23 protein-coding genes and 2 tRNA genes are annotated in these 21,375 nt (G+C 43.1%); 12 read left to right on the top strand and 13 right to left on the bottom strand.

The window, feature by feature from the left end:
• Positions 1–67: 67 nt before the first annotated feature.
• Both BN1209_RS07025 and BN1209_RS09170 read right to left on the bottom strand, forming a co-directional pair.
• Positions 68–370 carry a hypothetical protein gene (locus tag BN1209_RS07025; protein WP_144402560.1) on the bottom strand — a complete coding sequence of 101 codons (303 nt, stop codon included), beginning with the start codon at positions 368–370 and terminating at the stop codon, positions 68–70.
• 105 nt (positions 371–475) lie between these two features.
• Positions 476–790 (bottom strand): hypothetical protein, encoded by a 315-nt coding sequence (locus BN1209_RS09170; protein ID WP_045751541.1) that lies wholly within the window; start codon positions 788–790, stop codon positions 476–478.
• A gap of 238 nt (positions 791–1,028) precedes the next feature.
• Between BN1209_RS09170 and BN1209_RS09130 the strand changes: the two genes are divergently transcribed.
• Together BN1209_RS09130 and BN1209_RS07015 are read left to right on the top strand one after the other, a co-directional pair.
• Positions 1,029–1,148 (top strand): entericidin EcnAB, encoded by a 120-nt coding sequence (locus BN1209_RS09130; protein WP_144402559.1) that lies wholly within the window; start codon positions 1,029–1,031, stop codon positions 1,146–1,148.
• Positions 1,149–1,368: 220 nt separating this feature from the next.
• Positions 1,369–1,884, top strand: coding sequence for a peroxiredoxin (locus BN1209_RS07015; protein ID WP_045751540.1), 516 nt, complete (start codon positions 1,369–1,371; stop codon positions 1,882–1,884).
• Between the two features lie 59 nt (positions 1,885–1,943).
• Here BN1209_RS07015 and BN1209_RS07010 read toward each other — a convergent pair whose 3' ends face one another.
• Entirely contained in the window at positions 1,944–3,428 is a 1,485-nt protein-coding gene (locus BN1209_RS07010) for an RNB domain-containing ribonuclease (protein WP_045751539.1), read from the bottom strand.
• Positions 3,429–3,653: 225 nt separating this feature from the next.
• Positions 3,654–3,725 carry a pyrroloquinoline quinone precursor peptide PqqA gene (gene pqqA / locus BN1209_RS09125; RefSeq protein WP_081624291.1) on the bottom strand — a complete coding sequence of 24 codons (72 nt, stop codon included), beginning with the start codon at positions 3,723–3,725 and terminating at the stop codon, positions 3,654–3,656.
• Between the two features lie 533 nt (positions 3,726–4,258).
• Between pqqA and BN1209_RS07005 the strand changes: the two genes are divergently transcribed.
• The 3 genes from BN1209_RS07005 (at position 4,259) to BN1209_RS06995 (ending at position 8,975) form a co-directional block, all read left to right on the top strand.
• Positions 4,259–6,103 carry an ABC transporter ATP-binding protein gene (locus BN1209_RS07005; protein WP_045751538.1) on the top strand — a complete coding sequence of 615 codons (1,845 nt, stop codon included), beginning with the start codon at positions 4,259–4,261 and terminating at the stop codon, positions 6,101–6,103.
• 72 nt (positions 6,104–6,175) lie between these two features.
• Entirely contained in the window at positions 6,176–7,357 is a 1,182-nt protein-coding gene (locus tag BN1209_RS07000; protein ID WP_045751537.1) for a MalY/PatB family protein, read from the top strand.
• Between the two features lie 13 nt (positions 7,358–7,370).
• Positions 7,371–8,975 carry a cryptochrome/deoxyribodipyrimidine photo-lyase family protein gene (locus tag BN1209_RS06995; RefSeq protein ID WP_045751536.1) on the top strand — a complete coding sequence of 535 codons (1,605 nt, stop codon included), beginning with the start codon at positions 7,371–7,373 and terminating at the stop codon, positions 8,973–8,975.
• Positions 8,976–9,128: 153 nt separating this feature from the next.
• On the opposite strand, the gene azu is transcribed toward BN1209_RS06995, so the two are convergent.
• The 3 genes from azu to BN1209_RS06980 form a co-directional block, all read right to left on the bottom strand.
• Positions 9,129–9,578 carry an azurin gene (gene azu, locus BN1209_RS06990; RefSeq protein WP_045751535.1) on the bottom strand — a complete coding sequence of 150 codons (450 nt, stop codon included), beginning with the start codon at positions 9,576–9,578 and terminating at the stop codon, positions 9,129–9,131.
• 108 nt (positions 9,579–9,686) lie between these two features.
• Positions 9,687–10,322: an LON peptidase substrate-binding domain-containing protein gene (locus BN1209_RS06985; protein WP_045751534.1), complete on the bottom strand. Its 636-nt coding sequence runs from the start codon at positions 10,320–10,322 to the stop codon at positions 9,687–9,689.
• A 4-nt stretch (positions 10,323–10,326) separates the two neighbouring features.
• Positions 10,327–10,830, bottom strand: a complete 504-nt coding sequence (locus BN1209_RS06980; protein ID WP_045751533.1) for a BLUF domain-containing protein — start codon at positions 10,828–10,830, stop codon at positions 10,327–10,329.
• 177 nt (positions 10,831–11,007) lie between these two features.
• Here BN1209_RS06980 and BN1209_RS06975 point away from each other — a divergent pair, with 177 nt between their 5' ends.
• The 7 genes from BN1209_RS06975 (at position 11,008) to BN1209_RS06945 (ending at position 17,411) form a co-directional block, all read left to right on the top strand.
• Positions 11,008–11,469 (top strand): LexA family protein, encoded by a 462-nt coding sequence (locus BN1209_RS06975; RefSeq protein WP_082048425.1) that lies wholly within the window; start codon positions 11,008–11,010, stop codon positions 11,467–11,469.
• Positions 11,470–11,559: 90 nt separating this feature from the next.
• Positions 11,560–12,555 (top strand): NAD(P)/FAD-dependent oxidoreductase, encoded by a 996-nt coding sequence (locus BN1209_RS06970; RefSeq protein ID WP_045751532.1) that lies wholly within the window; start codon positions 11,560–11,562, stop codon positions 12,553–12,555.
• Complete coding sequence (locus BN1209_RS06965; RefSeq protein WP_045751531.1) at positions 12,556–13,944, top strand: exonuclease domain-containing protein; 1,389 nt, start codon at positions 12,556–12,558, stop codon at positions 13,942–13,944.
• A 79-nt stretch (positions 13,945–14,023) separates the two neighbouring features.
• Positions 14,024–14,455 (top strand): thiol-disulfide oxidoreductase DCC family protein, encoded by a 432-nt coding sequence (locus BN1209_RS06960; RefSeq protein WP_045751530.1) that lies wholly within the window; start codon positions 14,024–14,026, stop codon positions 14,453–14,455.
• Positions 14,456–15,763 (top strand): Y-family DNA polymerase, encoded by a 1,308-nt coding sequence (locus BN1209_RS06955; protein ID WP_045751529.1) that lies wholly within the window; start codon positions 14,456–14,458, stop codon positions 15,761–15,763.
• Positions 15,764–15,865: 102 nt separating this feature from the next.
• On the top strand, positions 15,866–16,924 hold the full coding sequence (locus tag BN1209_RS06950; RefSeq protein WP_045751528.1) for an OmpA family protein: 1,059 nt from the start codon (positions 15,866–15,868) through the stop codon (positions 16,922–16,924).
• Positions 16,925–17,063: 139 nt separating this feature from the next.
• Positions 17,064–17,411, top strand: coding sequence for a hypothetical protein (locus tag BN1209_RS06945; RefSeq protein ID WP_045751527.1), 348 nt, complete (start codon positions 17,064–17,066; stop codon positions 17,409–17,411).
• A 7-nt stretch (positions 17,412–17,418) separates the two neighbouring features.
• On the opposite strand, the gene BN1209_RS06940 is transcribed toward BN1209_RS06945, so the two are convergent.
• The 6 genes from BN1209_RS06940 to BN1209_RS06915 all read right to left on the bottom strand — a co-directional run bounded on the left by BN1209_RS06940 (position 17,419) and on the right by BN1209_RS06915 (position 21,369).
• A complete protein-coding gene (locus tag BN1209_RS06940; RefSeq protein ID WP_045751526.1) occupies positions 17,419–17,625 on the bottom strand; it encodes a hypothetical protein in 207 nt (68 codons plus the stop codon).
• Positions 17,626–17,641: 16 nt separating this feature from the next.
• A complete protein-coding gene (locus tag BN1209_RS06935) occupies positions 17,642–19,036 on the bottom strand; it encodes a sensor histidine kinase (RefSeq protein ID WP_045751525.1) in 1,395 nt (464 codons plus the stop codon).
• Position 19,037: 1 nt separating this feature from the next.
• Positions 19,038–19,709 (bottom strand): response regulator transcription factor, encoded by a 672-nt coding sequence (locus tag BN1209_RS06930; RefSeq protein ID WP_045751524.1) that lies wholly within the window; start codon positions 19,707–19,709, stop codon positions 19,038–19,040.
• 119 nt (positions 19,710–19,828) lie between these two features.
• Positions 19,829–19,905, bottom strand: a tRNA-Arg gene (locus BN1209_RS06925).
• 77 nt (positions 19,906–19,982) lie between these two features.
• Positions 19,983–20,076 (bottom strand) — tRNA-Ser (locus BN1209_RS06920).
• A 57-nt stretch (positions 20,077–20,133) separates the two neighbouring features.
• Positions 20,134–21,369, bottom strand: a complete 1,236-nt coding sequence (locus BN1209_RS06915) for an aspartate kinase (RefSeq protein WP_045751523.1) — start codon at positions 21,367–21,369, stop codon at positions 20,134–20,136.
• Positions 21,370–21,375: the final 6 nt, after the last annotated feature.

Raw genomic sequence — 21,375 nt, 5'->3', positions numbered from 1 at the left:
TGGAGATTGAGAAGTTTTCAAATTGGACGCTTAGGTGTTTAGAGTATTTAGATATCCCAAAGGTCAATTACGGTTTTATCTCCCGCTTAATAGGTGCGAGAAGAGAGGCTCTAGTATCTATAATTGTTTTGAATCCAGTCAACGTATCGATAGTTTCTATATAGACGATTAACTTTTTACTTGCTCTTTGCTGGGTTAACTTGATACAGCTCGGTGCGTTAACAGCATACTTACTTGAACATCTAACAGCCTGAGCATCCTCAAGTTGACCATCTTGAGAAAATGATCTTGCCATCTCAAGAATCATACATTCAGTTGCTTCCCACGAAGATCCTGAACTAAATCCAAACATCACTGAAGTGAGGCCCATAGATGTCGATCCCATACATGGCGCAGTCGGCAGATTCGCTGGTGAGTAAGATGTCGATACAGGGATTTTTGCAGCCGTATAGTTTGCATTGATTGCGTTATTGCCTCAAGTGTTGCCACTGGAAGATGATTGTCCTCCTTGAGCGGTTGAGGACCCGGTACTTAGAATACTATCACCCGTTGAGAGTGAAGAATTTCCACCCAAGCCCCCGAGCCCACCATTTGCATTAATGGTACCTGTTGTAGACGATGCTGTTCCGCCTAGCCCACCATTTGCAGTAGTTGGTCCAGTGATTACTGACTGGACAGGACTACCGGTTGCAGTATAAGTGCCGCCAGCTTCGACAAAGACTCCATCTGCATGGGCATTGAAAAATATCATTGCTATCAAACTTGCAACTGCAAGTTTCGTTTTATTCATTGTGGAATCTTTATTGTTACTGCTTGGGGGAGGCATGAAAGCCTAGGACAGTTTGGAATATCACTGTTAATTGATAGTAGTGGAATTGACTACTGATAGATACAAAAGAATTTATTTAAATAATGGATAGTCTGTTTGATATTCTGGGGTCAAAAGTTTTACACTGAAAAGGGCTCACAGGTTTAATATTCTCATCAGAGTTATCTGAATGAGATTCACACATAGATGGAGTGCTGGTATGAAAAAGATATTTTTGTTATTGGTTGTACTTTCACTAACTGCTTGCGCTACAGTTAAAGGTGCTGGCAAAGACTTAGAAAAAGCGTCTGATTGGACTAAAGAAAAAATGTCCAAATAAACGATCTTAAAGTTTTCGTTTAATTGCAAGCCCTCTCATCTCAATTTTTTGGTTGTATTGGTAGATATCCTGTCCGGTTATCTATTCGCTTAAAAGACCATGAATTATCCTGATATTCACGATCTCTAGCTGAAACAACATGGATGAATGAAGAGCGCGCTTGCGCTGTGATAACCTTGTGCCATGACCAATCTAAATCAACCCCCCCGCTAATTTACCCATGCCGATCAATGATGGTCTTGCAGATCATTTATTAGGGATTAGTTTACCTAGCCTTAGTCTGTTAGCGACTAATGGGAGTGAGATTGATTTAAGTAAAGTTAAAGGGCGCTTTGTTGTTTACTGCTACCCAAGAACAGGGACGCCAAATACCTCACTGCCAGAGGGCTGGGATCAAATTCCAGGGGCGAGAGGATGTACTCCGCAAAGCCTTGCTTATCGAGATCACTACCAAGCGCTGAAAGCCTTAGGTGTGGAGGTGTTTGGTTTGAGTGTACAAACCACTGAGTATCAAACAGAGATGGTGAGTCGATTAGATCTGCCATTTCCAGTATTAAGTGATAATCACTTTGAGCTTCAACGAGCACTTAATTTGCCTACATTTGAAGTGGCTGGCATGATTTTATTAAAACGTCTAACGTTAATTGTGAAGGATGGCGTGGTGGAGGCAGTTCACTATCCAGTATTTCCTAGCGATAGTGATCCTACTTGGGTGCTTGGAAAATTAGGGAGGTAAGCGGCCTTAGAGCCGTCGATCCTCCAACCATTTTGGATGTTCACATTTGCTTGCGTAATTTAATAGTTTTGTATGAAGTCTATAAAACCTTTCTCAACATTCACAGAGACAAGCCTGACTCTAATTCTTCTACCAACATCTAAGTTCGGCTCGCCATCTGCAAGCAATCCTTCGATAGGCATCTCTAAGATACGAACCCAGGTTGCACTTGCTGAGCTGCCTGTAACGATGGCATCAAAAGTTTGATTGATTCGCGATGAAAGTAAAAGCGCGGCTTCCGACTTCCGCACTCTTCTTTCTACTTTTCTAGCGGCATCCTCTTGTTGAGAGCAATGTTCCGCCAGCAATTTTAAATCTTGGTTGCTATAAGGTGGCGGCGTGTTTTGTAATGCGGCTTTTAACATTCTTAACGTGATTAAGTCGGGATATCTTCGATTCGGGGCGGTGGAATGTGTGTAATCTTGGACAGCCAGTCCAAAGTGACCGATTGGTTCTGCGTTAGGTTGCTCAACAATGTACTCACCTGACCCCATCAATTTGACGATCACTAATGACAAGTCAGGAAATCTTAGGGGATCTGCTTGATGTCTTTTAGCCAAAAAAACTGAGAGGGCTTTTGAGTCTGGTTGACTTGGCAGTTGCTCATCATATTTTTTTGCAAGCGCAACAATTCGTAACCAGTTTTCTGGAGAGCGCACCACTCTTCTGAGAGAAGCGTTGCCTTGTGCCGCCAAGAATTTCGCTGTGCATTCATTGGTGGCTATCATGAACTCTTCAATAAGCTGCCGGCCGCGATTTTGTACTTGCTGTGCTATCCCGATCACTTTTTCGCCGTCAAAAATTGCTTTTGGCTGAAAAATTTCGAGATCCAGTGAGCCTTGCTCATGGCGCCGCTTCCTGAGTATTTGCGCTGTCTTGTCTTGAAATAGCAGCTGCTCATTCATGCCCTTCACGCTTGAGAGAGCCTCCGGTGCTGGCGCCTTATGTTCAATCCAGTCAGATACTGCGTCGTAAGCAAGCTTTGCATGATTACGTACTTTTGCTCGATAAATATGGGATTCGCTAATCGAACCATCATGATTAATCACCATTTCTGTTACCACAGCAAGCCGATCAACATCTTGATTTAATGAAGTCAGATTGGTCGATAGTTTCTCTGGCAACATGGGGAATATTCTGGCGGACGTATAAATAGATGCGCTATTGATGTGGGCATGATCATCAATAGGCGAGCCTTTTTTAACAAGCGCATCGACATCCGCAATGGCAACAAATATTTTGACTAGACCATTTTTTAATACTTGGCATGCAGTTAGTTGATCAAGGTCTTCTGAGTCATCGTTATCGAGTGAGCACCAAAGAAGGTCTGTCAGATCAAAAATAGTTGGGTCATGGTCGTCATCAGCCGCTTGATCAATTCTTTCTAATTGTTTGAGCACTGCATCTGGAAACTCGGGTTCAAGGCCCCGCTCAATCATTGCCTCGGTGGCAATGCGTGCAATGTCTTTTTTAGAATAGTGATGATGATTGTGTTTAAAGGTCATGTTTTTATGGTGTCGAGTCAATATTAAGAAGTGATTACCTTGAGTTTAAGTCATACAGCCCGATCAGCATAATTATTCATGGATCAATCGAGCGACTAATTTCAAGCATGTAAAATCGCTTGTGCTTCATGTTAGATTCAATCGAATTAAGTGAGATCAATATTTGATGAACAAAAAAAAGACAGCCTAGGCTGTCTTTTTTTAAACAACAATTCTTAAAAAGAATTATTTGTTCATTACGTACATTGTTACTTCAAAGCCGAAACGCATTTCTGTAGCTGCTGGTTTTGTCCACATAATAATTCTCCAAATGTTTGTTTAAGTCGCTTTGCAGTAATTGCATCGCGTTGGATAAAAAATACGCTTCACATCAAAATTCACGCTATCAGTGTTCATGAATAAGCACTCATGATTTTCATTAACTTGAACACTAGTTTTTAATATTTAGCCGTCATTCCTTGAACTATGGCGCACTAGATTAATCTAGTAACAGTCGGTTACCCAATCCATGATTGCCTCCTCAAAAGTTTGTTGATACAAAATTAGGACTAAACAATTTCATCAAAGTTTTATTGATGAACTAAGTAAGATCATGAGTTTGACTTACATTATTCAATGACCATTATTCAATGACTTTTTGACTAAGCAATCAAAAGGCTCGCGATGCTTAAAAGGTATTCCGAATGAATGGGGAGTAAAGGCAAGATGAAACAACGTATACTTATTAGAATGGCTCTGCATGCGCTTTGTCTATCAAATGAAGTCTTCAAAAAACAATCAAAAGCGGTTAGCGTTCTCAAGACGATGAATCGCTTAACAAAGTAAAAAACATGTTTAAACGTTTTGAACAGTTCATTAATCCATTTGCTGAAAGCATGATTGCTCGGCCGCATCAAAGCTTTTGGAAATTTGCTTGGGTCTGTACTAAAGGCTTTAGGCCTTATTTAGCCGGGATGACGATATTTACCGGATTGGTGGCTGCGTTCGAAGCATTGTTATTTGCAATGATGGGCAAAGTGGTTGATTGGCTTAGCCACGTTCCGCCTGCAGAGATTTGGTCCCAAGAGGGTGAGCACTTGGTTTGGTTGTCAATTGTGCTGATTGTCAGTGTAGTTTTCATTGCACTTCAAACGCTTTTTAAGCATCAGACCTTGGCGGGTAATTTTCCGATGCGTTTGCGCTGGAATTTCCATCGTCTCATGCTCAATCAAAGCATGAGTTTTTATCAAGATGAGTTTGCAGGAAGAGTGGCGGCCAAGGTGATGCAAACTGCACTCGCGGTTCGCGACGTATGGTTTATTGTTGGCGATATTATGGTGTATGTGGTGGTGTACTTTGGCAGTATGGTCGCGATCGTGGGGTTTTTTAATCCGCTGATCATGTTGCCATTTTTAGCTTGGTTGGTCGCCTATGTCATCTCATTGAGTTACTTTATCCCTAAATTAAGTAAGCTTTCTCAACATCAAGCAGATGCGAGAAGCTTGATGACGGGACGAATCACCGATGCCTACACCAACATCAGTACGGTGAAGTTATTTTCACATGCGGGACGAGAGGCTGCTTATGCACGCTCGGCGATGCATGAGTTTTTAGGGACAGTGCATGGACAAATGCAACGGGTGAGCCAAGTAGAAATCGTGAATCACCTACTAAACATGTTGCTGATTATTGCCACAGGATTCTTGGCCTTATGGTTGTGGAGCATCAACGAACTGACCATCGGTGGCTTAGCCGCGGCGACCGCCATGTCGCTGCGTTTAAATGGCATATCACATTGGGTCATGTGGGAAATGACCTCGTTATATGAACAGGTTGGCACGGTTCAAGATGGGATGAATACGCTGACGATAGATAACAAAATTAATGATAGACAAGATGCAAAGCCGCTTATTGTTAAATACGGCGAGGTCAAGTTTGATCGGGTCGATTTTGGCTACAATCATGATCGCCAGGAAACGAGCAAAAAGATTGTGTTGAAAGCCCTTAATATCACCATTAAGCCAGGTGAAAAAGTGGGCTTGGTGGGACGCTCCGGGGCAGGAAAATCGACGATTGTTAATTTGCTATTACGGTTTTATGAGGTCGAAAACGGGGCTATTTTAATTGACGGTCAAAATATTAATGGCGTCACGCAGAACTCTTTGCGGGCGCAGATTGGGATGGTGACGCAGGACACCTCTTTGTTGCACCGAAGTGTGCGTGACAATATTTTGTATGGCCGCCCAGAGGCGACAGAGCAGGAGATGGTCGCGGCAGCTAAGCGTGCTGAGGCACATGAATTCATCATGCACTTGACTGACTCAAAAGGGCGAACAGGCTATGACGCCCATGTGGGTGAACGGGGTGTGAAGCTTTCTGGTGGTCAACGTCAGCGAATTGCAATTGCCCGTGTCATGCTAAAGGATGCGCCCATTTTATTGCTGGATGAAGCAACAAGCGCGCTTGATTCTGAAGTGGAAACCGTTATTCAAGCGAGTTTGTATGATTTGATGCAAGGAAAAACTGTTGTGGCCATTGCACATCGTTTATCAACGATTGCTGCGATGGATAGATTGATCGTATTAGAAAACGGTCAGATTGTTGAAGAGGGCTCCCATGCCGACTTGCTAACATTAGGTGGTTTGTATGCAAGTCTTTGGACCCATCAGCGCGGTGATTTTTTAGGTGAGCAATAATTTGGATGCCTACGATCAAAAAGGGTAAAGGTATGTTTGTAAAATTTAGTCTAAAGATGGCAGCATAATCAAATGAATCAAGCTTTAAACAAGACAGTTGATTTTGATCAATTGATTAGCCGAGACAATACCAACAGTCTCAAGTACGACGGGCGCCAAACAATTTTCGGGCAGGAAGACGTGATTCCATTATGGGTTGCGGATATGGATTTTGCTTCGCCACCACAAGTCACCCAAGCACTGATCGACCGTGCGACACATCCGATTTACGGCTACAGTCACTTTCCCGAGTCGGTGTATGAGTCCTTAATCGAGTGGTTGCGTCGTCGTCATGGCTGGCAGATTGAGCGTGATTGGATTGTACTTTGCCCAGGGGTTGTGCCGTCGATTAATGCTTCAGTATTAGCATTTAGTCAGCCTGGCGATGGCGTCATTGTTCAGCCACCGGTATATTTCCCTTTTTTTTCTGCCGTTAATCGGCAGTCCAGAGCGCTGATCTACAATCCGCTTCAACTAGAAAATAATCACTATCAAATTGATTTTGCCCATTTGGAAGCCTGTGCAGCGCAGGCCAAAATGCTATTGCTTTGCTCTCCACATAATCCTGTTGGTCGGGTTTGGCGTGAAGATGAACTCAAGCGCATCCTAGATATTGCGGATCAGCATGACTTAATTATTTTTGCCGATGAGATTCATGCGGACTTAATTTATCCGCCAGCAAAACATCAAGTGCTAGCAAGACTCGCGCACCAACAAAAAAATATCATTACTGCTGTGGCACCAAGTAAAACCTTTAATATCCCAGGGCTGAATTTGTCAGCATTGATTATTCCTGATGCCAGTCAGCGAAATCGCTTGAACGAGGTGTTTGATCGCGTGCATGTCAGCGCGGCCAATCCTTTTAGCATCGTTGCCTTTGAGGCGGCATACCGGCATGGAGATGCTTGGCTTGATGCGATGATTCCCTACCTGCAAACTACAAGAGATATGGTGGTCGATTATGTTGCCGCGCACATACCAAAAATTAAAGCGTTTGCATCCGAGGGGACCTATTTAATTTGGCTGGATTGCCGGGCATTAGCATTAAGTGATCAAGCCTTAAAACAATTTTTTATTCAACAAGCTGGTGTTGGTTTAAGCCCTGGTGATTTATTTGGTGAAGCTGGTAGTGGCTTTATGCGCATGAATATTGCCGCACCAAAATCAGTCATTCAAACGGCGCTGAAAAATATCGCAACGGCTTTACAAGCTTAAAATATATTCAATCATGCTGCCCGAGGTCAATATTGTTTGGTTAAAGCGTGACTTGCGTATTCAAGATCATGCCGCACTTTATGAGGCGACAAAACAAGCACACGATGTGCCCCAAGTCTTGGTGTTGCCAGTGTTCAGCTGGGATGCCTCTGTATGGTCCAGCCCTGATTACGCGCAACAGCATGTCGCATTTGTGCGTGAGTGTTTGGATTCCCTGAAAACTGAGCTTCAGCATATTGGTCTAGATTTGCTTGAGTCTGCAGATGGCATAGTCAACTTCTTGAATGCCTTGTCCAAAACTCATCATATTGTGGGCTTATATAGTCATGAGGAAACGGGCAACCAATGCACTTATGCACTTGATCAAGAGGTGGCACAGTGGTGTCGTCAACATCAAGTGCCTTGGCATGAGTATCCACAGAATGGAGTGGTGCGTCGCTTAAAAAATCGAGATCACTGGCATGCTATCTGGGAAAAGCGAATGGCACTGCCTCAATATCCAGTGCCAAGGGTTAAGCTGGTTAAAAGTGATTTAGGTTTGACATTGCTTGAGGCTAATAATAAGGCGATTAATTTTAATAAGCCAGAAGCAGACAAGCCACTCCGGCAAAAGGGTGGTCGCGAACCTGCACTTAAAATCTTGCATTCATTTTTAAATGGGCGCGCGAGTCGATACCGTGGTGGCATTTCTAGTCCTATTTCTTCTGTGGAAGCGGGCTCCCGAATATCTCCGTATTTGGCATGGGGGGTGCTCAGCATCAAAGAAGTGATGCACACTCTCCGGATGCAGCGTGTTCGTATCAAGCAATCTCCCAGTAGGTACCCTAACAACCTGGAAGCGGGCCTTAAAGGTTTTGAAAGTAGACTGCATTGGCATTGCCATTTTATGCAAAAGCTGGAATCAGAGCCGGAAATTGAATATCGTGGCCTACACAGCGCGTTCGATGGCGTTCGTGATGAAGCCTATGCAGATGCCGAAACAAGTCAAAAGCTAGAGAGATGGAAGACGGGTAAAACCGGATGGCCTTTGGTGGATGCGTGCATGGCCATGCTGAACCAAACTGGTTGGATCAACTTTAGAATGCGTGCCATGCTAATGAGTACGGCGAGCTATTTATATTGGTTGCATTGGCGTGAAACCGGATTGCATTTGGCAAGGGAGTTTTTAGATTACGAGCCAGGCATCCACTGGTCACAAGTTCAGATGCAATCTGGGACTACTGGGATCAACACTTTACGGATTTATAATCCAATTAAACAGGCGAGGGATCAGGATCCTGAAGGTGCGTTTGTGAAGCAATGGTTGCCTGCATTAAAGCATGTCCCAAAGGTATGGATATTTGAACCATGGTTAATGACGCCAGAGTTACAGCAACGCTATGGTTGCGTGATCGGTCAAGATTATCCAGCGCCAATCATTTCGGTCGAGTCAGCCATCAAGGCCGCCAGAATTAAAATGTCGGCTGCCAAGCAAGCGGCCAGTAATAGTTCAGAAACTAGGCAAATTGTTCAAAAGCATGCTTCGCGAAAATTCAAACCTTCAGCAAGGTCTAAAAAAACCAAAGAAGCAAAGACAAAAGGCAACGATACTCATGTTTACCAACAAGCCCTTTTTTAGCCAATAAGGACAAAGAGTAATGAATATTGATGACCACATCTTCTGAGTAAAAACGACAAGCTTTGCTAAGTTTTTAGCCTAACAAATGTAAAAAGCCCCCAAAATACCATGGGTATTTTGGGGGCTAAGATTGTTGCGAAAGTTAACTGATGATTAGTTAAACTTCACTACGCCATTCATGACTGCTGAGTGGCCAGGAAAACTACAGAAAAATGCGTAGGTTTCTTTTTGATTCATTTTGTCAGTTTTGAATTTGATGGTCGCTGATTCGCCGCCGCCAAGCACAGCAGTATGTGCAATTACGCGCTCATCATTGTCTTTCACAAAGTTTTTGCTTAAACCAGCTGTATTGCCATCCGCAATCACGGCTTGCATATCAGCTTTTTTAGCAATCACCAAGTTATGACCCATTGCCGCTTTTGGCATGTTGCCAGCATTCTTTAGTGTCAAGTTAACTTCTTTACACGCTTTACCGATTGTAATTTCTTTTGCTGAATATGCCATGCTAGCAGTTGCTTCGATTGCTACATCACACTCACCAGCCATCGCGATTGAAGAAGAAATGCCTAAAATTGCAATTGAACCTACGATAGTTTTTAACATGAGATTTACCTTATATAAAAAAGAGAAATGTTTGTTAGTACAAAAAATTTGAACTCTATTATAGGTATAAGTTCTTTGTGTTGCAAAGATTAAGTGGAATGGTTTGTTTTAGTTAAAACGACGATCGTCTGCGCTGTCTTGAGTCAGCATTTCATTAATCAATGTGAGTCTAGTTGATGGGTTGTCAAGTACGAGTAGGCTTTGCTTTTCATCTAGGGGGATCGAGAGTATTTCACACCAGCGATTCGCAAGCCAAGTGCCACTTTCAAGCTGGTGGGGTTCTTGAAATGGCGACAACTCATCGGAGTGTGCTTCTTCCGCAAGAGCGTTGACTAGCTGTTCGAAATACACTTTTGGCGCAATGATGTCTTCAGGTAATGGCACATCGGCTTCAGTTGCGAGGATGGTCACTTGGCCGATCCATAACCCGTCCTGTTGTTGACTAGCGGATTCCACAATGATTTTTTGTGTTGCCAAACATCGAAGATCAAATAGGCTTGGTTGGGTAACATTCGTGTCGATAATTTCAACCATCACACCCACCTCGGCAAATGGCAGTGATGGATGACTGCCATGATTTAATCCTGAAAAGTCAGTTAAATCTGCAACAATGCCAAAGCCGCTATTATTTCTCAGGCAATTTCTCACCATGTCGACATAGCGCTTCTCGAAAATACTTAAAGGGAGAACGCCGCCTGGAAAAAGAACAAGTTTAAGCGGGAATAAGGGCAGGGTTGTTGTCATGGAATTAACTCAGATAAGCTTTAAAGAATCGGCCAATGCTTCCTTCAATCAATCCATTGAAGTCTTTTGCTTGGTTCTTGGTAAAGTAAAATCGGTGATCTAAATGATGCACCAAATAGTTAAAGCAAAGACCCATGCCTAAAAAAGGCATGCAGCGATTTTGTGAGTAAGCTTCATATGCGACCACGATGTCGTGATGACGGCGATCATTGCTAATGATGTCGAAGAGTTGCGTGACGTCTTCTTTCTTACCTTCGATCAGTTGAATCAGCTGGTCATTCGTCGATACTAAAAATCCAGAAATACCATGGTTGATATTGTAAATTTGTGCATCTTTAAGAATCTCAATGAGACTATCTTCTGATAAAGCTGAATCAGGAGTGCTCGTATAGATTAATTGTAAAAAAGGTGCATGGTCTGTATGAATTTGAATGCTCCAAACAATGAAATGTTGTATTGCCCAATTTAAATGACACTTATCTTGGCTTGTTGTTCCAACTGCCTGCATTAAAAGCTTTAAATGGCCAGTGCATGACGTAATAAAAATCTGCGCAAAATAATAGCATTTTTAAAAATAATGTTCATCACGCTTGAACCGAAAAAGGAGACGGCACTCCATGATTGACGTGCACCTCATTAATCATTAATATTTAAATATTGTACGAACGTACAGAAGGTGAATGTCATGAGTCCAATCGATCTAATCCGTAGCTATAAGCGTAAGCAACATTCAAACGTTGAGGAAATCTTCGTCCGCGTCTCTAACAAGAGCGCGGATATTCCACTATTTAATCACAAGGTTTCCGCGGGATTCCCAAGCCCGGCAGCCGATCACGTCGAGGTCAGGCTGAGTGCTGATCAATATCTTGTGAAGAATCCAACAGCCACGTATTTTGTGCGGGTCAAAGGCGACTCGATGATAAACGCGGGCATCTTTAATGGGGATGTATTGGTGGTCGATCGTTCGCTTGATCCGAGTATCGGTCAGATTATTCTTGCTGAAATTGACGGTGAATTCACCGTTAAGTATCTGGGCCAAAACCAGCTAGTGCCGGCGAATCCTCTTTACCAATCCATGCGCTTTGATGATGCAGATACAGTTGCACTGATCGGTGTTGTTACCGGCTCTATGCGTAAATTTTTGTAAGCTTAGCGATTAAAAATTGATTAAATTTTTCGCACTAATTGTGATGATGACTATCAAAGACTTCATTCAAAGAGTCATGATTGAGCATGGATGAGCAAACAAAAACCAAAAATAGCCATTATTGGCGCAGGCATTGCAGGACTTAATCTCGCCAAGCTTTTGGCGGATGTTGCTGAAATTGTGGTGTTTGAAAAGTCAGATAAGCTTGGCGGGCGAGCAGCAACGCACCATGCGAATGGCTTTTCTTTTGATCATGGCGCCCAGTTTTTTACTGCAAAAAGCAAAGTGTTTCAATCGTTTGCCAAGACCTTGGAAGCAGAGCAGGTGCTTGCGCGATGGGATGCAAGATTTGTTGAAGTTGCAGGCACTGAGATTGATAGTCAGCGTGAATGGGATGATGAATTTCCGCATTATGTTGGTACGCCGGCCATGAATGCTATCGGGCAGCACTTAGCGAAAAATCTCGATGTACGTTTAAATCAATTAATCGTTAGCATTAAAAAATCGAACACACATTGGATTGTAGAAACTGCCCAGGCTAAGTATGAAGGCTTTGATTGGGTGCTAGTGACCATCCCTGCCGCGCAAGCAAAAGCGATACTGCCTGAAAATTTAGGTCTTAAGGCTCAGCTGGATGATGTAGTCATGCGACCATGCTTTGCCTTAATGCTAGGGTATGAGACGCCCAAGTTATTAGATTGGGATGCGGCTTTTGTATCGAAATCAATATTGAGTTGGATCTCAATCAATAGCTCAAAACCCAACAGAGGTCAGCCTTTTACGATGGTTGCATTGAGCAGAAATGATTGGGCTGGAGATAATTTTGATCAGCAAGAGTCTGACATTGTGGCGGCAATGCTTTTGGCGTTAGAAGCGATTATTGGGCAAAAGTTAGAGGATGCTTCATACCTTAAGCTTAAGCGCTGGAAATATGCGAATGCCCCTAGAAAAGACACGCCAATGGAAATGATTGATTATGCATCTCAAGTCGCCTGTTGTGGTGACTGGTGTCTAAGCGGAAAAATTGAAAGTGCTTTTATGGCCTCATGGCAGCTAGCAAATAAATTAAAGGACGTCATACGTTAAATGTTAGCTAACTACGTATTACTTGACCTTGAAACCACAGGCGCCACGCCACTGAGAGATCGCATTACTGAAATCGCATTAATTCGCTTTCAGGATGGGATTGAAGTTGATCGTTGGCAAACACTCGTGAATCCTCAGATGAACATTCCAGACTTCATTCAAGGATTAACGGGGATTACTAACGAAATGGTTGAAGATGCCCCAACTTTTGAAAAAGTCGCGGGAGAGTTGTTGGATTACTTAGAGGGTGCCGTGATGTGCGCGCACAACGTCAGGTTCGACCATGGCTTTTTAAAGACAGAATTCAAGCGCATTGGCATTACCTTAAAGCAAAAAGTACTTTGCACCGTCAAGCTTTCACGAAAACTTTATCCGCAGTATAAAAGCCATGGCTTGAGTGCAATCATTGATCGGCACCAGCTTGTCTGTACACAGCGGCATCGAGCGATGGGCGATGTGGAAGTAATGGCGCAGTTCATCGCCCTTGCCAAAGATGAGTTGGGCTTAGACGCCTTGGAGACCGCCGTTGCTGGGCTTTTCAAACACACAAGTTTGCCTTCAGGCTTGGATGAGCATGTCATGGATGATATTCCTGAAGGCCCTGGTGTTTATTTGTTCTTTGGTGAAAATAGTTTGCCACTCTATATCGGCAAGAGCATTAATCTCAGAGCGCGAGTGATGTCGCATTTTAGTAGCGATCACAGTTCCACCAAAGAAATGCGAATCAGCCAAGAAATTAAATATATTGAATGGGTAGAAACAGCAGGAGAGTTTGGCGCACTTCTGCTCGAATCTAGATTGGTGAAAGAGCGGCAACCTATTCATAACCGTCAACTCAGACGTGAGCGGCAACTATGCTCTTGGTTTTTATCGACCAACCCAGACGAGTCTCCCTTGCTGACTCTTGTGAGAGAAGATCACATTATTCCTGAAAATATGGCACAGTTATTCGGCACATTTAGATCAAAGCGACACGCCACCGAAGCTATTAGAAGTATTGCCGACGCCCATCATTTATGTCTGAAAACCTTGGGCTTAGAGTCAGGGAAGGGCGGATGTTTTGGTGCACAAATTAAACGTTGCAAAGGGGTTTGTTTGGGTAAAGAAGATGTTGCCATTCACTACCTGAGAGTAAAACAAGCACTATTATCGATCAAATTTAAATCATGGCCTTTTGAAGGGCGAATTGCTGTCAAAGAATACAGCCGTGAGAGTCAAAAAACAGAACTGCATGTGTTTGATCAATGGCGACATATCGACACGTTAAAAAGTGAGGATGAACTGTATGCACTCGGCGACGCAAAACAAACCTTGGCATTTGATTTAGACACCTATCACCTGCTTGCTAAGCACATCTCTAAAAGTAATTTAGAGATTATCAATATTTGAGGCAGTGCCAGTTGCTTAGCCGATCAAGATTGCTGGGATATTGGAGCACTTTACTCAACATGATCAAAGGGATCTTGATATGTATTTAGCATCTCTAAAAACCATCACCGAAAAACTGACCATTTACTATGATGGTCACTGTCCATTGTGTCTTGCTGAAATTCATTTTCTCGAGCATCACAATCATCGCGGCTTATTATGTTTTGTGAACTTACATACGCTTGAAGCATCCAGCGATGTTAATTGTGAGTTGGCCATGAAAACGATACATGGACGAATTGGGAATAGATTAATGCGCGGCCCTAGCGTTTTTCAAGAGGCTTATAAAAGAACAGATCTTAAGTTCGTGAATTATCTTTTCTCCTTTGTTTGGTTTAGATTCTTGTACGCAAAATTTTATGTCATCTTTGCAAAGTATCGACACCCAATCTCTAAAGCCATTGGCCCTTGCTTGCTTAGGCTGTCGAAAAAAAGATACCCAGGGCGCTCAAAAAAAGACGCCCCGATTTAAATGGAAAATCACCATTTTTTAAATGCTCAGCGCACTATTGCACTGATTGATGTCAATAATTTTTATGTCAGTTGTGAGCGCTCATTTAACCCAACTCTGAAATCACGGCCGGTGGTTGTGCTATCTAATAACGATGGCTGTGTCATCTCTCGAAGTAATGAAGCGAAAGCGCTAGGCATTAAGATGGGAGCGCCTTGGTTCAAATGCCAAGATCTCGTCAAAAAACATCAGATAACCGGATTGTCGAGTAATTATGCTTTGTATGCAGACATGAGTAACCGTGTCATGACCATCCTCAGTGACTTTAGTCCGAATCAAGAAGTCTATTCAATTGATGAATGTTTTTTGGATCTCACAGGGTTTGAGAAAAAAAACTTAGTGGAATACGGCCAGCAAATGCGCGCGCGCATTTTGAAATGGACAGGTTTGCCTGTTTGCGTTGGGGTTGGATCAACTAAAACACTCGCTAAACTAGCTAATCATATTGCTAAGAAGCAAGCGCAGTTTAATGGAGTTTGTGATTTGAACCAGCTAAGCGAGGGAGCATTAAAGGACGTGTTTAGTCTGCTCGATGTGGGTGAAGTATGGGGAGTCGGGCGAAAGTTAGCCATCAAACTTAAGGCGCTAGGCATTCATACCGTATTGGATTTGAAGCAAGCAGATTCAGAGTATTTGAGACAACAGTTTAGTGTGGTCATGGAAAAAACGGTGCGTGAATTAAATGGCACTGCCTGTATGGCGTTGGAAGAAATCGTACCGCCAAGAAAACAAATCCTTAGCTCACGCAGCTTTGGCCATCCTGTGCGGGACTTCAACAGTTTGGCGGAGTCCATTACTTTGTACATGAGTAGAGCGGCTGAAAAACTACGTAGTCAACAATCGTTAGCTAACGTTGTTCAAGTTTATATTAGAACCAGTCCGTTTAAGTTGGATGAGCCACAGTATGGCAATGGCATAACAATTCCTTTGCCAACGCCTACCGACGACACTCGGCAATTGGTGAAGATTGCGCTATGGGCGCTTAAGCGTCTTTATCAGCCAAATTTCAACTATGCTAAAGCTGGGGTATGTTTGGGGGAGCTTATCCCGCGTGCCTCAGCACAATTTGATTTGTTTGCATCAGGACAATCATCGAGTCGATCTACCAAGCTCATGAGCACAATGGATTGCATCAATGCCAAAATGGGCAGAGAAAGTATCAAGCTCGCCAGTGAGGGTTTTGCAAGGCCCTGGAAAATGAAACAGGGGAATAAAAGTCCCAACTACACCACGCATTGGGACCAGATTCCTATTGCATCAAAAAATTAATATTATTTAGTAATTTGCTACTAACAGTTTGTCCATAAAGTATAATTATATAAAATTTAATAAACGTTTTATTTTGTGTGTGTATTTTTTTAGGGAGTTGATATGAAAAAGAATTTAATGAGTTTGGCGATTTTGACGGCATTGAGCTTTGCCTCTTTGGCTGCGTCAGCAGATGAAGCCGCCTATAAAGGCGCTTGGTATGCGCTTCCTGGTGTTAGCTACAACTGGACTGACAGTGACTTGAAAGCAGACGATGGTATGGGTGGTTTTCTGCGTGCAGGTAAAGAAATTAGCCAAAACTGGGATGTCCAATTTGGTGGTTCTTATGCCAGCGTTGATGGCAATGCAAACGGAAAATATAAGCAAACTTTGCTAGGCGTTGATGCGCTGTATATGTTCAGCCGTGAAAAATTACGTCCTTTCTTATTAGTGGGTGTTGGTTATGCACACAATAAATTGGATTATGCCGTGTCTGGTGGGTCAAAAGACTCATTGATGGGTAACGTTGGGGCTGGTGTGCAATACGCCTTGACTGAGAACATTGGCTTGCAAGCGGATTTACGTTCAGTCTGGAGCCAAGCTGAGGTAGGTGCCGATAGCAAAACAGTAGCAAATACAGTATTAAATGTCGGCGCTATCTTCCGCTTTGGAGTGCCTGCACCAGTGGTTGCAGAACCTGTCGTGCAACAAGTTGCGCCACAACCCGTCTTAGAGGCCCCTGCAGCTGAACCTGTCGTTGTGACAAAGCCAGTTTGTAAGCCTGTCATTGAAACGATTACTATTCAATCGGAAGCCCTATTTGATTTTGATAAAGTCACGATCAAAGGCAAAAACAACCAGGTGTTAGATGGTGTTGCTGCTAAGATTAAAGAGCACGATGATATTGAGTTTATCCTAGTCACTGGACATACCGATAAGATTGGTTCCGATGCTTACAACCAAAAACTATCAGAGCGACGTGCTGACGCTGTGAAGAAATATTTGGCTTCACATGGCATTAAAGACGTTCGTATTAAGTCGGTTGGTAAAGGTGAGTCAGAGCCGGTTGTTGACTGTGCTGGTGTTAAAGGTAACAAGAAGATCATTGAGTGCTTGGCGCCTAACCGCCGTGTAGTGGTTGATGCAACACATAAGCAAGAAGATGGTTGCACCGCGAACTAAGGCTTTAACTTAATCGCATTGATGAAAAGGGTTGCGTGTAAACGTAGCCCTTTTTTATTATGAGGTTAAAGATCATGAATGACATTAATCCTTCATGTTTTTGATTTATGATGAATACATATAAAATTTAAAAGGATCAATGCAAGTGATTAACTTAATGAAGCACAAGAAAGAATCTTTAAGCGCCATCATGATTTTTGCAATCCTGCTTTCCTTCACAAACTTTAATGTGATCGCTAAGGATTTAAGTGATGAGAAATACCAAGTCCGAATGGCTCAAAAGGAATACGACAAAGCAAATCAAGATTATGAAACTTTAAGTGGCACCATCAAAGAGCTTGAAAAAAGAATCGCGCAACAAAATCAGCAGTTAGATGCACTTAAAAAATCATTGCCCGTCAAAGAGGGGCGCCTCAATCAGGCTCAAAAAATACTCGAAGAAAAGCAATTGGTGCTTGATAAGGCTTGGGATGAAAACAAAAAATAATGACGATCTAGTTTTGCTTTGAGCGTTCGCGCTTTTCTCTCCATTCTGCAATTCTTTGACGGCGCATCACAACCGTCATGACAATCGCTGCCCAGCCGATTGCTAACCAAGGTAACATTCCCGCGTAAATGCTAATCACAACCAAATGTGGGTAGGCGGTGGTGAGGATTAATGGTAACAATGCTAGTATGAGCCCCAGAAATATTATAAGCATGGCATCCCTTTGATTTCTATGATCTTGCTTCAGTAAAACTAACTTGTATGTTGAGCCCTTTTTTTGTAGGGTCATCGCTAATTTCTATGTTTGCATGATGGAGCTGTACGATTTCCATCACAATTGCAAGACCAAGTCCACTTCCTTCTTGACCTGATCCAATGATGCGATGAAATCGCTCAAACACCTTTTCTCGCTCCTCGATTGGAATTCCTGGACCGCTATCTTCCACACTTAATACAATTTCCCCGGCCTCGCGTTGAACGTTGACAGTCACCTTTCCTCCCTCTGGCGTGTAGAGCAAGGCATTATCCAATAAGTTATAAAGCATCTCTTTCAGACGTTTTTTATCACCTAATACAGTGGCTGAAGACTCAAATGCTTCTAGTCCAAGGTCTATACCTTTTTTAATGGCAGTGGGAACCATGTCGGTGGTGACTTCTTGCGCGATTTGATTGAGATTGACCTGGTGAAGCACCACACTGTGAGAAGCATCTTGTTGGTTTCTTGCCAAACTAAGTAATTGGCTAATGGTATGCGATAGACGCTCCATGCTTGCGCTGACGCGCGCAAGCATCATCGGGTGTTGTTCAGGATCGGTTTCCTGTAATGCCAGTTCTAGTTGAGCTTGTGCGCCAGCCAAAGGCGTTCGAAGCTGATGGGCTGCATCTGCGATAAAGCGATTCTGAGCATTCAATACACTCTCTAACTTCCGCATCAATGTATTGACAGAATTAACTAGGATCATCACTTCTGTTGGCACATCTGGCATGTCAATCTCACTCAGATCAAGTGAGGATCTTTTAGATACTGCAGTTTGTAAGTCAAATAATGGTTGTAAGCCACGTTCAACCCCAAACCAAATAATGCCTAAGGTACAAAGCAGTAACAGCAACTGAGGAACGATAATATCAATCAATACGTGGCTAGCCAGCGCCTCACGCTTATTTAAAGTTTCCGCTACTTGAATATATACCGGCAAAGTTGTGCCATTTTTTTCGATATTCACTAGGGTCGAAACAATGCGAACTTTTAGTTTTTTGACAACACCATATCGGAAACTTGGTGTCGCGGTTTGGGTGTTTAATAATGGCGTCAGACCCTCATCCGTTTCGCCATTTATAATTTTGCCGTGAACATCAGCAACATTATAAAAAATCACGTCTGATTGATCGTTGAGTATGAATTGCTTTTCATTCTTTGGAAGAGATAATTTTTCAATAGAATCTTCAGACTTTTGAAGTAATTGATAAATTGAATAGGCCGAGTCATAAAGTGCATTATCAAAAGCATCCCGTTGCTCCACGATAGCAAAACGAAATAAAATCGATGAGACAAGCAAAATTAGAATCAGCAATGGCGGCACTAAAACGCGCAACAGTTTTTTTCTTAATGATGAATACTTTTTCATTTTAAGATTGCGCTTTTTGCAGTAAGTATCCCAAGCCACGGATTGTTAATACATTAATACCGATAGGTTCTAATTTTTTCCGAATTCTGTGTATATAAACTTCAATTGCATTATTGCCAACACCTTCATCCCATTTACATAGGGTTTCTACAATCGCCTCTTTGCTAACGACTCGGCCAACACGAGAGAGTAGCATTTCAAGCACGCTAAACTCACGTGGTGAGAGCAGCATTTGATTGCCGTTTACCATCAGCATTTTGTCTGTGATATTGAGTAATAAAGGACCATATTCAATGGTGGAGGCAAGTGTGGCGTTGTTACGTCTTATTTGAGCCCGTAAGCGCGCTTCAAGCTCAGGTAACTTAAACGGTTTGGTCAAATAGTCATCTGCGCCCAAGTCCAGTCCTTTAACTCGGTCATCCAAATCATCTCTCGCCGTCAAAATAATCACGGGCGACATTATCATGCGACCGCGCATTCTTCTCAAGACCTCAAATCCATCAATTTTAGGTAGGCCCAAATCTAGAATCACCGCGTCAAATAGCTGTTCATGAAGTGCAACATCTGCTTCATGACCCTCATGCGCCCAATTAACATGATAGCCAGCTCGATTGAGTGAAACGCTCATCGCATGGCCAAGTGCTGCATCATCTTCTACCAATAAAATTTTCACGAATGACCTTTGCTAGATGCTATTTTAATAACGATTTTACTCAGAAAAGGTAGAGGCTAAAAGTATAAGATTGAAACAAAAAAGGCCTACAGCATAAAACTGTAAGCCTTTTAATTGTATGGTGCGCCCGAAGAGATTCGAACTCCTGACCCCTTGGTTCGTAGCCAAGTACTCTATCCAGCTGAGCTACGGGCGCGCAAGGCCTGAATTATACGTGAAGTTAAGTTTAATTCCAGTAGAAAAACTTAATTTAATGATAAAACAGCCATTGTTTGGCGGAGAGCGAGGGATTCGAACCCTCGATACAGATTTAAGCCCGTATGCTTCCTTAGCAGGGAAGTGCCTTCGACCACTCGGCCAGCTCTCCGTTTTGTTGCTGTGTTGCGAGGGCGTAACAATACTCGATTACGCCTTAAAAATCAATCTAAGCTTCTTCTAACTCAAACGCTTTATGAAGCACACGAACCGCGAGTTCCATGTATTTCTCGTCGATCACAACCGCGATTTTAATCTCGCTGGTTGAAATCATTTGGATGTTAATGCCTTCTTCAGCAAGTGTGCGGAACATTTGGCTTGCGATGCCAACGTGTGAACGCATGCCAACGCCAACGATAGATACTTTAGCGATTTTGTCATCGCCGCGGATTTCACGTGCGCCGATGTGCGCTTGTACTTGGTTAAGGATACCAAGTGCTTTTGTCATATCGTTTTTGTGCACAGTAAATGTAAAGTCCGTTGTGCCGTCTGCACCCATGTTTTGGATAATCATATCGACGTCAATTTTTGCATCTGCTACTGGACCTAAGATTTGGTAAGCGATGCCTGGTTTGTCTGGCACACCGAGTACCATGATTTTTGCTTCGTCTCGGTTAAATGCGATGCCTGAGATGATTGGTTGTTCCATGTTGCTGTCCTTGTTTTCGGGATCTTCAAAAGTGATGAGTGTGCCTTCGCCATCCTCTTCAAAGCTTGAGAGCACACGTAGTTTTACTTTGTATTTACCTGCAAATTCGACTGAGCGGATTTGTAATACTTTTGAGCCTTGGCTGGCAAGCTCAAGCATTTCTTCAAAAGTAATCGACTTTAAGCGACGGGCTTCTGGCACCACGCGAGGGTCGGTAGTGTAAACGCCGTCAACGTCAGTGTAGATTTGGCATTCATCCGCTTTAAGTGCTGCGGCTAAGGCTACGCCAGTGGTATCTGAACCGCCACGACCTAGCGTTGTGATGTTGCCGTTCTCATCCACGCCTTGGAAGCCAGCCACTACTACAACGTAACCAGCATTTAAATCAGTTCGAATGCGATCTTCATCAATGCTAAGAATACGTGCCTTGGTGTGAGCATTGTCTGTCACGATGCGGACTTGTGAACCTGTATAGCTTTTTGCTTTAAGACCAAGTTCCATCAATGCCATTGACGTAAGACCAATGGTGACTTGTTCGCCAGTAGCCACCATGACGTCTAATTCGCGTGGGTCTGGCTCTGGCATGATTTCTTTTGCCAAGTTAATCAAGCGATTAGTCTCGCCTGACATGGCTGAAACCACCACGACAATTTGATGACCAAGTGCTTTGAATCGAGCCACGCGACGCGCTAAGTTTTTAATGCGATCTGGGCTACCAACTGAGGTGCCACCGTATTTTTGAACAATGAGTGCCATAATATT

It is taken from the genome of Candidatus Methylopumilus turicensis, assembly GCF_000953015.1.
Classification (GTDB): domain Bacteria; phylum Pseudomonadota; class Gammaproteobacteria; order Burkholderiales; family Methylophilaceae; genus Methylopumilus_A; species Methylopumilus_A turicensis.
This window is presented reverse-complemented; position numbering and strand designations above follow the sequence as displayed.